We start from the raw sequence: 15,001 nt of genomic DNA, 5'->3' as shown, positions 1-15,001 counted from the left end.
GGACAGGGTATGAAAGCTTACGATTTAATCGTCATAGGATCAGGGGCTGGTGGTTTAACCGCCACCTTTACAGCACTGGGCTTTGGCAAAAAAGTGTTGGTGGTGGAGAAAGACCGCCCCGGTGGTGAATGCACCTGGTCGGGCTGTGTACCCAGTAAAGCACTGATCAACTTGGCCAAAGACGTACACATCGCCAAGAAATTCGGTGCGGTAGCGGTTGATGGCGCGGACATCTTGCGGCGTGTGCGTGCTGTCAGCGAACGTATTTACGAGCACGAAACACCGGAAGTACTGCAAAACGCCGGAGCCGACTATGTGAATGGCGCGGCTCGTTTCGTCAGTGCCAACACCATAGAGGTGGGCGGTCAGCAATACATGGGTAAGCGCATCATGCTGGCGACGGGCAGTGCGCCGTTGGTGCCTAATATTCCGGGCCTGACTGACGTTGACTTTCTAACCAATGAAAACATTTTCGAGCAGACCTCACTGCCACCGTCACTGCTGGTGTTGGGCGGCGGCGTCATCAGTATGGAGCTGGCGCAGGCCATGAACCGTCTTGGTGTGAAGGTCACCGTGGTCGAAATGATGCCCGAAGTGTTGGGGCGCGAAGAGCCTGAATTTGCTGCTCTGGTGCGCGAGAAGTTGGCCAGTGAAGGCGTGCGCTTTGCGTTAAACACCAAAGCCGTGCGCGTAGAGCGCACGGCTGACGGCATCAAGCTGCATACCGAGTCAGATGGAAAAGCGGCGTACCTTGAAGCCGCGCAGATTCTTGTCGCGCTGGGTCGTTCGCCCAATGTGAAAGGCATGGGGCTGGAGGAGATTGGCGTTCAGATCAAAGGCGGCGTGGTGGTAAACGCTTACTTGGAAACCTCGGTAAAGGGTATTTTTGCCTGCGGCGATGTGGCTGGGCCTTATCTGCTCAGCCACATGGCCAACTACCAAGGCAAGATTGCCGCCATGAACGCCATTCTGCCGTGGCCGATTCGCCGCAAAGTAGACTATCAACACGTCTGCTGGGCCACCTTTACCGACCCGGAACTGGCCCATGCAGGCATGACAGAAGCTGAAGCCCGAGCCAAATACGGCGATCGCATCCGGGTGTATCACTACGATTTCGCCAAGCTGGATCGAGCGCAAACGAAAGAAGGGGACATGGGGCGCATCAAACTGATCACAGACTTGAAAGCCAGGGTGCTAGGCGCGCACATCATTGGTGAGCGGGCCGGTGATTTGATCGCTGAAGTACAGGTGATGAAAACCCTAGGTTTGAGCTTTGGCAAACTGCAAAAGGTGATTCATCCGTACCCGAGTTACGCCGATGCACTGCGCCAACTGAGTCAGCAGGTGTTTTTAGACAACATTATGCAGCATCCGGTGGTGAAGTTGTTTCGAAAGTCTAAATAGCGCACACAAAAACGCCCGGCAGCCACCTTCAAAGGTTGCTGCCGGGCGTTGAGCGTTGTGCTTTACCACAACGCGTTAGCCATCATGGTTAAGCGATGTCGAAACGATCCGCGTTCATCACCTTGTTCCACGCTTTTACGAAGTCTTTCACGAACTTCTCTTTGGCGTCCGCTTGCGCATAGACTTCCGTCAGCGCGCGCAACTGCGAGTTGGAACCAAACACCAGATCAACACGGGTTGCCGTCCATTTCACAGCGCCCGTCTTGCGGTCGCGACCTTCAAACTCATCCACGTTCGCGGAAGTAGGTGCCCACTGGGTACTCATATCCACCAAGTTGAGGAAGAAGTCGTTGGTCAACTTACCCGGTGTTTTAGTCAGTACGCCGTGTTTTGAGCCGCCGTAGTTCACGTCCAGCACACGCAAACCACCCACCAGTACGGTCATTTCTGGTGCACTGAGTTGCAGTTGGTGGGCTTTATCCAGCAACATTTCTTCATCGGCTACGGTGAACGCAGCGCGGCGGTAGTTACGGAAACCGTCAGCTTCAGGTTTGAGGAACTCAAACGACTCGGCATCGGTCTGTTCTTGCGTCGCGTCTGTACGGCCAGGTGTGAATGGCACGTCAACGCTGTGACCAGCGTCTTTAGCCGCTTTCTCGATGGCAGCATTACCACCCAGTACGATCAGGTCTGCGATAGAGACTTTCTTGCTGCCGCTGTTGAACGCCGACTGAATGCCTTCTAACGTTTTCAGTACCTTCGCCAACTGTGCGGGTTGGTTCACTTCCCAGTCTTTCTGCGGCGCTAGGCGAATGCGTGCGCCATTGGCACCACCGCGCATATCGGAACCACGGAACGTCGACGCTGAAGACCACGCGGTGTACACCAGCTCCTGAACGGTTAGGCCAGACGCCAGAATCTTCGCTTTCAGATCTGCGACGTCTTTCGCATCCACCAAGGGGTGATCAACGGCGGGCACAGGGTCCTGCCAGATCAGGTCTTCCGCCGGTACTTCAGGTCCTAAATAGCGTGCTTTCGGGCCCATATCACGGTGCGTCAGCTTGAACCACGCACGGGCGAAGGCATCGGCGAACTCTTCCGGATTTTTATGGAAGTGTTCGGAGATCTTCCGGTATTCTGGGTCTTCACGCATTGCCATATCGGCAGTGGTCATCATCAAGCCCACGCGTTTTGCTGCATCTGCGGCATGTGGCGCGTGATCGTTGTCGGCTAAGCCAACGGCTTTCCATTGATTCGCACCAGCGGGGCTCTTGGTCAGTTCCCACTCATAACCAAACAACACATCAAAGTAGCCCATGTCCCACTTGGTTGGGTTAGACGTCCATGCGCCTTCAATACCACTGGTAATGGCGTCGCCGCCTTTACCGCTGCCGTGGCTGCTGATCCAGCCAAAGCCCATTTCTTCAATGGGTGCGGCTTCCGGCTCTGGGCCAACGTGGGCCGCATCGCCTGCACCGTGTGCCTTACCGAAAGTATGGCCGCCGGCCGTTAATGCAACCGTCTCATAGTCGTTCATTGCCATACGGGCAAAGGTTTCACGGATGTCTTTAGCGGATGCCAGTGGGTCAGGGTGACCGTCCGGGCCTTCTGGATTAACATAAATCAGACCCATCTGTACCGCAGCCAGAGGGTTTTGCAATTCACGGTCGCCAGAATAGCGGCTGTTGGGCTTGTCGCTGGTAGCCAGCCACTCCTCTTCGGCGCCCCAGTAGATGTCCTCTTCGGGTTGGTAGATGTCGGCGCGGCCACCGGCAAAACCAAAGGTTTTAAAGCCCATGGTTTCCATAGCGACGTTACCGGCCAAAATCATCAAGTCTGCCCACGATAGCTTGTTGCCGTACTTCTGTTTGACCGGCCACAGCAGGCGGCGTGCTTTGTCTAGGTTACCGTTATCTGGCCAGCTGTTTACAGGCGCAAAACGTTGATTGCCAGTACCAGCGCCGCCGCGGCCGTCTGCCGTACGATACGTACCAGCACTGTGCCACGCCATGCGGACAAAGAATGGGCCATAGTGGCCGTAGTCAGCAGGCCACCAGTCTTGTGAATCGGTCATCACCGCCGCCAGATCTTTCTTAACAGCTGCCAGGTCCAGTTTTTTAAATTCAGCCGCGTAGTTGAAGTCTTCACCCAGTGGGTTCGACTTGGGTGCGTGCTGATGCAAAATGTTCAGGTTGAGCTGGTTTGGCCACCACATACGGTTGGTGGGGCCGGAGCCACCTTGTTTGGTTTGTGCTCCGTGCATAACAGGGCATTTTCCGGCACCGTTGCTTGTATTTCCGCTCATATCAATCTCCTCTTCGTGCTATTAAAAGCGGATTCGCTCCGCACAAGCCGACGCTTGCTCCCTAAAACCATCGGATCTGATGGGTCATATCACGTCAAATGACCTTGTTGGAGAGAGCTTTATATCGGTCTGCTTACAACATAGCATAGGGCGCCATTGTTGCCAGTTACCATTAACAACTATTTTAATAGCCAAATTCTATTGCTGTGTTGTTGCATTAAATCAAAAGTCTTTGAACATTTAGTGTCTGTACAACACCCGAACAAACTGGTTTTATCTATGCTCGTAACTGCATAACCATCAGCACACTGATACGCCAACGAAATTAGGGGAGTGAACATGCCAGATATCGTCGTAATGTTTTTTTTGCTAGGAGTCTTGGCAGGTTTAGTCCGGTCGGATCTCAGCATTCCTCGTGCAGCCTACGACGTTCTCAGCTTACTGTTGATGTTAACCATCGGCTTAAAGGGTGGTATGTCATTGCACGGCGCGGTGACGTGGGGCTTGGTCGGCGAACTGGCGGCTGTCGCGCTCTTGGGTGTGTTGATTCCATTGGTTATCTTCCCGGTTGTGCGTTTTGTTGTACGGTTATCGTTGGCCGACAGTGCCAGTTTTGCTGCACACTATGGTTCGGTCAGTGCAGGTACCTTCGCAGTTGCACTGGCGTACGCAGAAACGAATCAATTGACCGTGGGCGGGCAAGTAACGCTGTATTTGGTGTTGCTGGAATTGCCTGCCATCATGCTGGCACTGATGTTGTTTCGTCGTTTTAGTCGCAGCAATACCGAAGGCATTACGCAGGGTCTATGGCATGAAACCCTGACCAACCGTGGCGTGGTGCTGCTGGTTGGTGGTGTGGTGATCGGCTGGTTGTATGGGCCGGAATCAGGCCGAGTGGTCACTGACTTATACACCAATGCGTTCCAGGGGGTGCTGGCCTTATTCTTGTTGGAGATGGGGCTAGTGGCTGCAGACACCTTGCGGCAGGTCAGTCGCCGACACATTCGTTTGATGCTGTTTGCGGTCTTGGCGCCCTCGTTGCTGTCGTTGCCTGGTCTCATGATGGCGTTGGCTCTGGGACTGCCTGCTGGCTCTGCGGTTATCTTGGCGGCGCTGACCGCCAGTGCGTCCTACATTGCGGCACCGGTCGCCATTCGGGCAGCCATTCCCTCGGCAAATATCGGGTTGGCGATGCTGGCGTCGTTGGGTATTACCTTCCCGTTTAACGTGATCATAGGGATACCGTTGTATCATGCGCTTTGGCAGCTTATAAGCTAATACCACTACCGAAAACTACTGCGCTCGCACTGGCTGCGTTAAAATTGGATTCAAATGCTCACTGGCTTGCCAGAACGACCTCAGGTCGGCCCGGAGGGGGAGCGAAGCGAATACCTACATTAAGTAGGCTGCGCGTTTGAATCCAATTTTGCCTTGCCATTCCTTCGCTCGTGACGTTTTTAAGCTTTTCGGTAAGTCTTCGTGGCCTTTATTTCCTTATAAAGTTCAAAAAATGGCACTTTATGCGTTTTAATGGCTTTAGTGTTCCGTTTTTAGATCTTTATAAGCTTTATTTCTATTTTGCCTGTAATGTGCTAATTTCTACCCATTGTCTGCTAATGATCCTTTAAGGTTCGCTTTTGGGAACGCTATGAATGCCTTTGATAAGTCGCCCGCATCCATCGCTGAAGAGTTAGGAGAGCGCTTAAAGCAGGCGCGGCTTAACCGTGACCTGACACAGGCGGAAGTCGCTGAGCGCGTCGGTATCACCCGAAAAGCCGTGCTGAATGCCGAGAAGGGTAAGGCGCAACTGGAAGTGTTTGTGGCCATTCTTTCCGGGCTCAATCTCACCGAGCAATTGAATCTGTTTTTGCCCAAGCAAGACGTCTCGCCGATCCAATTGGCGAAGTTGCAAGCCAAGCAACGCCAACGTGCATCCGGGCAGCGCACCAAGCCGCAAGAGGACACACCAGAATGGTGATGGAAGTACTCAGGGTGCAATACCAGCAGCATGATGTCGGTGCGGTGAGTTTCGACACCAACACGGGATTGGGTGCCTTTGAGTATGAGCCGGGGTTTATCAAACAAGGCATTGAGCTGTCACCGCTTAAAATGCCACTGTCTCAACAAATCTACCGATTTCCAGAGCTGGACTTTAATACCTTCAAAGGCTTGCCGGGGTTGATCGCCGACTCACTGCCCGACGACTTCGGCCACGCCGTACTGAATGCCTGGGTAGCCGCGGAGGGTAAATCCCCACAAGACATCACGCCATTGCAGCGTCTGCAATTCACCGGCAAGCGCGGCATGGGCGCGTTGGAATACGCCCCCGCCACGCGTATGAAAAACCTGAACGCCACGCAACCGATCGCTATTGAATCCTTGGTTGCCATGGCGCAAGACATACTGGATGTGCGCGGTGATTTTGCGGTTGAGCTAACGAACGACGGCGCGGAAGACCGCGCCGCCATGATGGCCCTGCTGTCTGTGGGCATGAGTGCCGGTGGCGCGCGCCCAAAGGCCGTGCTGGCCTTTAACGACGACTTCACGCAAGTGCGTTCCGGGCAGGCTAAAGTGCCCGAAGGTTTCACCCACTACCTGATGAAGTTCGACGGCGTCAGCGAGCACAACAAAAACCAAGAGACCTTTGGCGATCCGCTGGGCTTTGGTGCCATGGAATATGTGTATTATCTGATGGCAAAAGACTGCGGCATTCACATGATGCCGAGTCGGCTGCTGGAAGAGGGCAAGCGTCGGCACTTCATTACGCAACGCTTCGACCGCTTAGGAAACAAAAAGCGCCACGTTCAAACCCTGAACGGTCTGGCGCACGTGGACTACAAAAAGCCCGGTTCTTTTTCCTACGCCGAACTCTTGGGCATAGCCAGACAGCTCAAACTGCCAGCCACCGACGCCGAACAGTTGCTCCGACGTATGACGTTCAATATCGTCGCGCGCAACCACGACGACCATGCGAAGAACTTCGCGTTTATGTTGAATGGCAATACGTGGGCGTTAGCCCCCGCTTATGACCTGGCGTACAGCTTCAAACCGGGCAGCAAATGGGTCAACAGCCACTGGATGACCTTGAACGGTAAGCGCGATGAATTCACGCGGCAGGACTTCTATACGCTGGAAAAGCTCAGCCCGTTGTTTACCCGTGACCGGATCAACAGCATTTTGGATGAAACGATCAACGCAGTATCCAACTGGAAGCAGCGCGCCACAGAGCTTGACGTGCCGAAGTCACTGGTCGAGGAAGTGGCGTCGCATTTGAGGCTAAGCATCTAGGCTCTGCCCAGCCAAACAACTTACATCAGAGCACCGATGCCCAGAAGCAGCAGACCTACCGTGGCGGGTGCGGCTTGGATGAAGAGAATCTTCCTGCTTGCGGTAAGCCCACCGTAGACACCAGCAACAAGAATACAGACTAAGAAAAATGACTTTAACGGAAAAGCCGACCTCGCCATGAATCAGACCCCAGAACAACCCCGCCGCAAGAAAGCCTTTGTACAGCTTAGGCATATCCGAAATTGATTCAAGACTTTGAAAAAGCTATGGCTGCAGGATCAATTCAATCCGATTCTATCCGTTGAAGTTCCCCAAATAACTCTGGTTGCTTGATGTCGCTCTTTGGCTGCGTGTTCATATCGTGCCTTAACACCGGCGTGGCGAACGGTTGTAGGTCTTGATTTGGTACCGACCTATCCAGCCAATGCATTATGTCGTCATCCTCTATCATTAATGGCAACGATTTTTGATGTATGTGTGCCAGCTTCGGGTGGCCGGGCAGAGTAACGATGGATACTCCGAGTTGATAACCGCCGTCTGGTGTTGGGTACGCCTTGGCCATACCGCCGAATAGAATGGTTTCTCCGTCCGCACGCTCAATGGCATAGGGTACTTTCCCTAACCATTCGAAGTAACCGCTGGCGGGTATCAATACCCGGAACGATTTAGGGCTGGTGTTGTGTAGGGTTCTTCCCGTCGCCATTACTTTATCAATGCGGCTATTGAACGTGGCGTATTCCTGGTTAGGTACCGGCATACCGTCTTCCCCTGTTTTCATGAGTAACCACCAAAGGGCTTGTTCTATGATGAGTTTGCCAGTCCTATCTTGAGCGATGATGGGTAAACGATCGGTTGGCCTGAATACGGTGTACTCAGGAATTCCTTCTACTATGCGACGTGGGTTTAAGACATCCCGGCGGCTTAGGTTGCCCAAGTTCCAAAACGTGTCGAACCCATAGTGAGCTGCGAGATGGGAAGACTGTTTTAGGTAAAAAGCGCCGCACATTTTCGTACCTGCTCAAAGTGCTAAAAATTCAATTAGCGTGCCTATAATTGCGCTAGGTGTCGAGGTGCAAAAGAGCGCATTCCAAACGTGGGGCCAAATAGACGGGTAATCATATTTTTACGGAGTTTTGTTAACGTGCTCTGAAACGCGGTCTTAGAAGAGGGTGTCGTATGAGTGGTCTTCTGAGTTTGGAGTGGTGGGCCCAGCAGGGTGAAGGCCGGTGTAAACACGCAAAGCATTGCTTTGCGAGGCCTGAACGATCATCAGCTGTGCTGATGAGCCGTGAATAGTCCAATGAGGTGTGGTTGCGACCATAAGCTGTCCGCTTTTTGCGACCATAAGTTGTCCGCTCCAGGCTGAGCAGCATCTACTGCACTGAAGAAACTTCGGGCTCGAAAATCTGCTAAAATAGCAATCAAGGTGCGAAACTTAGGTAATAGCTATGTGGATCTTTGTGGCGGTACCGTTAATGTTGGCAGCGTATGCAGAGTACGCACTTCGTCGAAGCGAAAAGAGGATGGCCCAGCTTGACGAAGAGCTGAAAAATCTTCCAGAAATATGATGGGTTTAGGTTCTATAATTCTTTGGTTGCTTTCTACTGGGCCAAACTGTCGCGGCTGAAAACATTGGTCCTATAAGAACAGCAAAGTGTGAGTCACGAAATGTTGCTACGGGTTGCCAGCAAACAGTTTCATGAATTCTTTCTGACGTTTTTTGTGCCGCTCCATAATCTCAGCAGAATCTCGACCCATGTACCAAAGAATCGCCAGTGCAATGCCGGACGTGATGAGTGTCGTTATGATCAACTGCATAGAAAGTACCCCCGATCGTCTCTGATAGGACTTGGACTAAATGTACTAGGGAACCGGAATGATTTGAGCCGACACGAGTCAAATAATCTTAACAAGGCACTCGGTCGCCTGTAATTTGCAAGAAAGTCCGAGTCGGAACATCGAGGTTAATCAACGCTCTGGCTCGGGCCAATTCCAGTAGAAAAATGATCAATCAGAACCAGAAGATAAACCCGCCGCCACCGCAGCAGCAGCAGGATCATTAGGATGCAATGAAGCACCAGCAGCAGCAGCAGAAGCATCACCAAGTGAAGCACCCAAGGCAGCGTAGTACGAATCATTATAAGAAGTACAACTAGCCTTTTGGTTTGCAACAATCGTTGAGCTGCTACGACTGTTGATTGTTTTGATCCCGCCAAAGAAACAAAGAAACAGCATCAACAAGCAGAATGCTACAACAAAAAAGGCGTCGCTAAATCCAGCAAACATAGCCCCAGCAGTCCAAAGCAGCATAGAGATAATAGTTCCAGTTGGCATTCGGGCTACTGCCAAGCCTTTGTGCTGAATGACAGCATTGCTTTGGGCTTCGTTGTGACTGCCAAACCGAGAACCTTTGAAGCCCGTAGCATTTCCGTTCAGGTTGTGTGTCTGCGATACAGGCGAAAATGCTTTTGGCAAAGTGTTGCGACGAATAGGTGCCCTATTCACATCATAACCAGGCTTAACGCGCTCGTTGTTGTGTGAATAATATAAGTCTCTTTCGTGATCGCTCATCCCACTCATGGCCGCTCCTCCACTAATCCATAGGCACAGTATAAATCACCCTCCCTGCCCTGCCAAAATTCGCACGTAATGACACAAAATTACCGCGTTTGCCGTTGTGTCATTACGTGCGAATCTTCTTGGTATGGTATCACTGCAACCAGTGATGATGATTAGGAGGCAATCACTATGATGACGAACAGACATTTCGTGTCGATTAAGCGTGGACTTGTCGAGCATGTTTAGTTACTACAACAAGCTCAAACTGAAAATGACATTGATGCCCTGTTGTCGTGGAGTATCGACCTGAAGGAAAGGTGATGAGGTAGGGTCAATGGATCATCCACCTTTATGTTGTCCCGACCTTAGACTATCCAATCCTTTGTAAGTACTATGTATTGCACTGAGAAGCTACTAGTTTAAAAGTCTGCTGAGATATCAGCAAGGCACGAAACACATGTCTCGACTATGGATCAAAAAAGGAGGAAACGGACGCCATGAGCGATTTCATGTCACGCGATACGTATTTTTCTGATACGAGCGAAGCCGATAAGAACAAAGCAAAAGGTGGCCAGAAGATTACTTTGCGTAGAGTCTTTTCAGTACGTGAATATCCAGGCCACATCATCTTCTCGATGGTACTGTGGACGTATGCGCTGGTTGACGCTGCACTCAATGGATTAAATGGTCTTGCGTTTCTTAGCGTCTTTATGTTGCTGGTTGCGGCCAGTCGGGGCGTAGATGCGTGCAACGATCCGCGAAGCTCACAAACATATACGAAAACGGCCTACGTTGGGGCTGTCGTTGCCTTCATTACGTTAGGAGCGTGGTTCGCAGTGTTATTGTTTGTGGATGCTACGGTGTCTGCTGTGGTCAATTCGCTGTCATCGGACTCAAAACACAGCACTAAATCAGCTTCCCATATTGCGAGTACGACAAAGCGTTATTCGTATAGTGATTCGTTCAACGATGGTTTAGCGCTATCTGGTGATCCTCTTGCTGCGGCTGCGCATTCTGATGATCCTTATTTTGCTGCGGCGACGGCGGCTGGTGATTACATTGCAGATCGTTACCGGCACGACAGTTAATGTTGATCATGTGTTGTTGGCTATTTTTCCGTGTCGGCATATCTTGTCACTTCGATCTGCCGACACGGCCTTTCTGTTAATTTAACCGATTCAATCCATTTTCCAACGCATTTCTTTGTCTTCGACTAAGGTCTGTCCGATTCGATATGTCTATTGGTGTTGAGCTGTCCGGCACGACACCTTTCATATAACTGTCAGCACTCATTTGCTTAGCGCCATCTAAATCACTTTTTATCACCAGATCGTGCACTTCCTTCCTGAATGCCTCGGCAATCTGACGATGATCCACTGCATACTGCCTGTTAGGTGCCAAATGGTCGCACAGTTCAACATGAACGCAACTGTGTTAACGCCCGGATTCGAAACGTGTTCGGTTCGCGCACAGTGACACAGAGGCAGGGGCAATGATTTATACTGTGCTTATGGAGTAAGTGAAAGGAGTAAAAAACCATGACTGATTTCATGTCACGCGATACCTATTTTTTCAGAGTCGAGCAATGACAACCATAATTATCACCCATTGTTCATCGGTAACTGTCAAGGTATCTGTAGTCTCTGATTGATTTTCGTGCCTGTAGTTTCGTCAGCGCAGTACATGTCACTCGGACTGAGGCGGATATGTTATGGTCGCAACAACAGGTTCAATATGACCGAAGGGAGTGGTGGCCCAGCAGGGTGAAGGCCGGTGTAAGCACGCAAAGCATTGCTTTGCGAGGCCTGAACGATCATCAGCTGTGCTGATGAGCCGTGAATAGTCCAATGTGTGATTGCGACCATAGTTTGTCCGCCCTCATCTGAGGGCCATGCAATGCGCGAAAGAATCTACAGACTCGAATTTCTGCTAGAATAGCCGTTAAGGCGTGCAAAGTAGGTGAAAACTATGTGGTACTTAGTGGTGATGGCGTTGCTGGTGGCAGCGTATGCGAAATACCAAGTGCATCAAGGCGAAAAGCGGATAGCCCAGCTTGAAGAAGAGCGGAAGAATCTCCCTAAAGTATGATGGGTTTAGGTTCTATAATTCTTTGGTTGCTTTCTACTGGGCCAAACTGTCGCGGCTGAAAACATTGGTCCCATCATTAACAGCAAAGTGTTGGTCACGAAATGTTGCTACGGTTTGCCAGCAAACAGTTTCATGAATTCTTTCTGAAGTTTTTTGTGCCGCTCCATAATCTCAGCAGAATCTCGACCCATGTACCAAAGAATCGCCAGTGCAATGCCGGACGTGATGAGTGTCGTTATGATCAACTGCATAGAAAGTACCCCCGATCGTCTCTGATAGGACTTGGACTGAGTGTACTAGAGTATCGACCTACATTCATCACAAGCAAGACGGACCCTGATAAAGCTGGATTCATTGGGTCGAGTCGTAACTCGTGGTCGCTATAGAACCTAGAAACGAATTTTGATGACCAATGAGCCTTTCTTTGAAACACTGGAAAATCTGCGTCCTCTTGGTAAACTGCAGGCAAGGATTCCAAGCGGAGAAAGCCATGGGTTTTATGATCACAGCGGTCGTTATGTCATTGTTTGGGTTGATCTATACTTTGTGGGTGGGGCGCAATCTTGATGAAGAAATGGCAGAGCATAGAAAACGTCATAGAAAAATTATGGAATTGTGAACCCAGTTACTGCACTCTTTAATGAAGGGCCTAAGGCCCTTTTTTGCTGATCTTGATGGCATTCCCGAAATTCAGCCCGAGCTACGTATTTTCCCTTTGCTGTTAACCTTTCTGATTGGCTTAGGCATCCGAAGTCGATTCAAGATTTAGGAACAAAGCTATGGCTGTAGGATCAATTCAATCCGATTCTATCCGTTGAAGTTCCCCAAATAACTCTGGTTGCTTGATGTCGCTCTTGGGCTGCGTGTTCATATCGTGCCTTAACACCGGCGTGGCGAACGGTTGTAGGTCTTGATTTTTTTGTTAAAGTGCTCTGAAGCGCGGTCTTAGAAGGGGGGGCGTGAATGGTCTTCTGAGTTTGAAGTGGTGGGCCCAGCAGGGTGAGGGCCGGTGTAAACACGCAAAGCATGGCTTTGCGAGGCCTGAACGATCATCAGCTGTGCTGATGAGCCGTGAATAGTCCAATGAGGTTCAGTACGACCGAAGGGAGTGGTGGGCCCAGCAGGACTTGAACCTGCGACCTGCCGATTATGAGTCGGATGCTCTAACCAACTGAGCTATGGGCCCCTAACTTGTTTTCTAACTTGTCTTTTGGCGCTATGGCTTTGTTGCCATCTTGCGCCCCAACACTAAAATCAGGCGTTAGGTTGTTGCGTTGGCTTTGCCGAAGGGTTCGCGCAGAGGGCTGCACTCCTACGGTAATAACCGAGCTTTCGTAGGAGGGCTGTGCTCCTACGGAAAACTGCTCCGCATTATAGCGGGCTGTCTGTTCAAGTCTAGCTAATGCCTTGATTCGGCAATAAAAAACCCGGCTTTCGCCGGGTTTTTTTAAGCTCAGTAACGCTACCAGCCGACTATTCGTCGATGAAGGTGCGCAGATGATCGGAGCGGCTAGGGTGGCGCAATTTGCGCAACGCTTTGGCTTCGATCTGACGAATACGCTCGCGCGTGACGTCGAACTGCTTGCCCACTTCTTCAAGAGTATGGTCGGTGTTCATGTCGATACCGAAGCGCATACGCAGAACTTTGGCTTCGCGCGCCGTAAGTCCGCTGAGGACGTCACGGGTGGCTTCTTCCAAGCTCTTGTCGGTCGCTGAGTCAGACGGCGATTCCATGGTGCTGTCTTCGATAAAGTCACCCAAGCTGGAATCTTCATCGTCGCCGATGGGGGTTTCCAGTGAAATAGGCTCTTTAGCGATTTTCAGTACCTTGCGGATCTTGTCTTCCGGCATGTCCATGCGCTCGGCCAGTTCTTCTGGCGTTGGCTCACGACCCATCTCCTGCAACATCTGACGCGAAATACGGTTCAGCTTGTTGATGGTTTCGATCATGTGCACCGGAATACGAATGGTCCGCGCTTGGTCAGCGATCGAACGCGTGATGGCCTGACGAATCCACCACGTAGCGTACGTGGAGAATTTGTAACCACGACGGTACTCGAACTTATCAACGGCTTTCATCAAGCCGATGTTGCCTTCCTGAATCAGGTCAAGGAACTGCAAGCCACGGTTGGTGTATTTCTTAGCGATCGAAATAACCAGACGTAAGTTGGCTTCCACCATTTCTTTCTTGGCACGGCGGGCGCGCGCTTCACCGATAGAAATGCGACGGTGAATGTCTTTGACTTCACTCAAAGTCAGGCCGGTCGTTTTCTCCAGGTTACGCAGCTTACGCTGGGCGCGCTTGAGTTCGATTTCATGGGCAAAGAGTTTGTCGCCGTATTTGGCGTGCGCAAACATGCCTTGTAGCCATTCGTCGTTGATTTCGTTACCTTGAAAGCTCTTGATGAAGTCACGACGCGGCATACCCACTGTTGGGCCGGTGCAAATACGCATGATGTTGCGTTCTTGCGTACGGACCACATCAACGGCGGCGTTGACGGTGTTCATCATAGCGTCATGCTGGCGATTAGCCAGTTTGAACGGGGCGAACAAGTCACCGAGGGCGCGCAGGGCTGCTTGGCCTTGCTTGCTCTGCCGTCCATGTTCAGCCATGACCGCTTGGGCATGTACGTAGGCTTCACGCAGTTCGTCGAAACGTGCGCGGGCCATCTCTGGGTCGATGCCGCCGTCGCCTGGATCTTCTTCCGTTAGGCTGTCCGTGTCGTCGTCATCATCCAGCGTGCTGTCGTCGTCATCGCTGCTGGCGTCAGCAGAGGTGTCGTCGGTGGCCGCAGCAGGCGGTTCCGGGGTCATATCGTCGGGGTCAAGAAAGCTGCTCAGAATGTCAGTCAGGCGACCTTCTTCGGTCTGACTGGCTTCATAGGCGGCATTGACCTGCTCGACGTTGCCGGGGAAATACGCTAAGGCGTGCATAACTTCGCGCAAGCCTTCTTCGATGCGTTTGGCGATAACGATTTCGCCTTCACGCGTCAACAGCTCTACGGTGCCCATTTCACGCATGTACATGCGTACGGGGTCAGTGGTACGACCAGCGTCCGATTCCACGGCAACGAGAACTGCCGCCGCTTCTTCAGAAGCGTCGTCGTCGGTGGCGTCGTCGGACATGAAAATGTCGCCGTCATCGGGTGCTGTTTCTACAACATTAATCCCGATGTCATTGATCATTCTGATGATGTCTTCAACCTGCTCAGGGCTGGCGATCTCTTCGGGCAAATGGTCATTCACCTCAGCGTATGTGAGGTAGCCTTGTTCTTTGCCTTTGGCGATCAGTTTCTTGAGACGAGATTGCTGTTGCTGAGAATTTTCAGCCATCCAATTACCTGTATAGTGTCAAGT

General features: G+C 51.5%; 13 protein-coding genes and 1 tRNA gene. 5 read left to right on the top strand and 9 right to left on the bottom strand.

The genetic code is table 11. The annotated features are described in order from the left end of the window. The first annotated feature begins 9 nt into the window (after positions 1-9). Positions 10-1,404, top strand: a complete 1,395-nt coding sequence (locus NFC81_RS12950) for a dihydrolipoyl dehydrogenase (protein ID WP_304994897.1) — start codon at positions 10-12, stop codon at positions 1,402-1,404. Between the two features lie 88 nt (positions 1,405-1,492). Here NFC81_RS12950 and katG read toward each other — a convergent pair whose 3' ends face one another. Continuing rightward, the gene (katG, locus tag NFC81_RS12945) at positions 1,493-3,709 is read right to left on the bottom strand and encodes a catalase/peroxidase HPI (RefSeq protein ID WP_304994896.1); all 2,217 of its coding nucleotides are present in this window, start codon (positions 3,707-3,709) and stop codon (positions 1,493-1,495) included. Positions 3,710-4,048: 339 nt separating this feature from the next. Here katG and NFC81_RS12940 point away from each other — a divergent pair, with 339 nt between their 5' ends. The 3 genes from NFC81_RS12940 (at position 4,049) to NFC81_RS12930 (ending at position 6,997) form a co-directional block, all read left to right on the top strand. After that, positions 4,049-4,987 (top strand): sodium-dependent bicarbonate transport family permease, encoded by a 939-nt coding sequence (locus NFC81_RS12940; RefSeq protein ID WP_304994895.1) that lies wholly within the window; start codon positions 4,049-4,051, stop codon positions 4,985-4,987. A 370-nt stretch (positions 4,988-5,357) separates the two neighbouring features. Continuing rightward, positions 5,358-5,687 (top strand): helix-turn-helix transcriptional regulator, encoded by a 330-nt coding sequence (locus NFC81_RS12935; protein WP_304994894.1) that lies wholly within the window; start codon positions 5,358-5,360, stop codon positions 5,685-5,687. Then, entirely contained in the window at positions 5,687-6,997 is a 1,311-nt protein-coding gene (locus tag NFC81_RS12930) for a type II toxin-antitoxin system HipA family toxin (RefSeq protein ID WP_304994893.1), read from the top strand. The genes NFC81_RS12935 and NFC81_RS12930 overlap by 1 nt, the downstream gene beginning before the upstream one ends. A 20-nt stretch (positions 6,998-7,017) precedes the next feature. On the opposite strand, the gene NFC81_RS12925 is transcribed toward NFC81_RS12930, so the two are convergent. The 4 genes from NFC81_RS12925 to NFC81_RS12910 form a co-directional block, all read right to left on the bottom strand. After that, the gene (locus tag NFC81_RS12925; RefSeq protein WP_304994892.1) at positions 7,018-7,176 is read right to left on the bottom strand and encodes a DUF1304 family protein; all 159 of its coding nucleotides are present in this window, start codon (positions 7,174-7,176) and stop codon (positions 7,018-7,020) included. A gap of 104 nt (positions 7,177-7,280) precedes the next feature. After that, positions 7,281-8,003: an SOS response-associated peptidase family protein gene (locus NFC81_RS12920; RefSeq protein ID WP_304994891.1), complete on the bottom strand. Its 723-nt coding sequence runs from the start codon at positions 8,001-8,003 to the stop codon at positions 7,281-7,283. 668 nt (positions 8,004-8,671) lie between these two features. After that, positions 8,672-8,815 (bottom strand): hypothetical protein, encoded by a 144-nt coding sequence (locus NFC81_RS12915; protein WP_304994890.1) that lies wholly within the window; start codon positions 8,813-8,815, stop codon positions 8,672-8,674. Between the two features lie 189 nt (positions 8,816-9,004). Further along, positions 9,005-9,577, bottom strand: coding sequence for a hypothetical protein (locus NFC81_RS12910; protein ID WP_304994889.1), 573 nt, complete (start codon positions 9,575-9,577; stop codon positions 9,005-9,007). A 476-nt stretch (positions 9,578-10,053) separates the two neighbouring features. Between NFC81_RS12910 and NFC81_RS12905 the strand changes: the two genes are divergently transcribed. Then, on the top strand, positions 10,054-10,644 hold the full coding sequence (locus NFC81_RS12905; RefSeq protein WP_304994888.1) for a hypothetical protein: 591 nt from the start codon (positions 10,054-10,056) through the stop codon (positions 10,642-10,644). A 621-nt stretch (positions 10,645-11,265) separates the two neighbouring features. Here NFC81_RS12905 and NFC81_RS12900 read toward each other — a convergent pair. From NFC81_RS12900 to rpoD, 4 genes are all read right to left on the bottom strand, one after another. Continuing rightward, a complete protein-coding gene (locus NFC81_RS12900; RefSeq protein WP_304994887.1) occupies positions 11,266-11,421 on the bottom strand; it encodes a hypothetical protein in 156 nt (51 codons plus the stop codon). 330 nt (positions 11,422-11,751) lie between these two features. Further along, positions 11,752-11,895 (bottom strand): hypothetical protein, encoded by a 144-nt coding sequence (locus tag NFC81_RS12895; protein ID WP_304994886.1) that lies wholly within the window; start codon positions 11,893-11,895, stop codon positions 11,752-11,754. Positions 11,896-12,753: 858 nt separating this feature from the next. After that, positions 12,754-12,830: transfer RNA gene (locus NFC81_RS12890), tRNA-Ile, on the bottom strand. 287 nt (positions 12,831-13,117) lie between these two features. After that, positions 13,118-14,977, bottom strand: a complete 1,860-nt coding sequence (gene rpoD, locus NFC81_RS12885; RefSeq protein WP_304994885.1) for an RNA polymerase sigma factor RpoD — start codon at positions 14,975-14,977, stop codon at positions 13,118-13,120. Positions 14,978-15,001: the final 24 nt, after the last annotated feature.

Origin of the sequence: Salinispirillum sp. LH 10-3-1, assembly GCF_030643825.1 — a bacterium.
Lineage (GTDB): Bacteria > Pseudomonadota > Gammaproteobacteria > Pseudomonadales > Natronospirillaceae > Salinispirillum.
Note: the sequence above shows the minus strand (reverse complement) of the source record. Positions and strands in the feature narration are given on the sequence as shown.

Coding starts and splice junctions, on each gene's coding strand:
- NFC81_RS12950 (WP_304994897.1), top strand. CDS start 10: ATGAAAGCTTACGATTTAATCGTCATAGGATCAGGGGCTGGTGGTTTA.
- katG (WP_304994896.1), bottom strand. CDS start 3,709: ATGAGCGGAAATACAAGCAACGGTGCCGGAAAATGCCCTGTTATGCAC.
- NFC81_RS12940 (WP_304994895.1), top strand. CDS start 4,049: ATGCCAGATATCGTCGTAATGTTTTTTTTGCTAGGAGTCTTGGCAGGT.
- NFC81_RS12935 (WP_304994894.1), top strand. CDS start 5,358: ATGAATGCCTTTGATAAGTCGCCCGCATCCATCGCTGAAGAGTTAGGA.
- NFC81_RS12930 (WP_304994893.1), top strand. CDS start 5,687: ATGGAAGTACTCAGGGTGCAATACCAGCAGCATGATGTCGGTGCGGTG.
- NFC81_RS12925 (WP_304994892.1), bottom strand. CDS start 7,176: ATGGCGAGGTCGGCTTTTCCGTTAAAGTCATTTTTCTTAGTCTGTATT.
- NFC81_RS12920 (WP_304994891.1), bottom strand. CDS start 8,003: ATGTGCGGCGCTTTTTACCTAAAACAGTCTTCCCATCTCGCAGCTCAC.
- NFC81_RS12915 (WP_304994890.1), bottom strand. CDS start 8,815: ATGCAGTTGATCATAACGACACTCATCACGTCCGGCATTGCACTGGCG.
- NFC81_RS12910 (WP_304994889.1), bottom strand. CDS start 9,577: ATGAGTGGGATGAGCGATCACGAAAGAGACTTATATTATTCACACAAC.
- NFC81_RS12905 (WP_304994888.1), top strand. CDS start 10,054: ATGAGCGATTTCATGTCACGCGATACGTATTTTTCTGATACGAGCGAA.
- NFC81_RS12900 (WP_304994887.1), bottom strand. CDS start 11,421: ATGGTCGCAATCACACATTGGACTATTCACGGCTCATCAGCACAGCTG.
- NFC81_RS12895 (WP_304994886.1), bottom strand. CDS start 11,895: ATGCAGTTGATCATAACGACACTCATCACGTCCGGCATTGCACTGGCG.
- rpoD (WP_304994885.1), bottom strand. CDS start 14,977: ATGGCTGAAAATTCTCAGCAACAGCAATCTCGTCTCAAGAAACTGATC.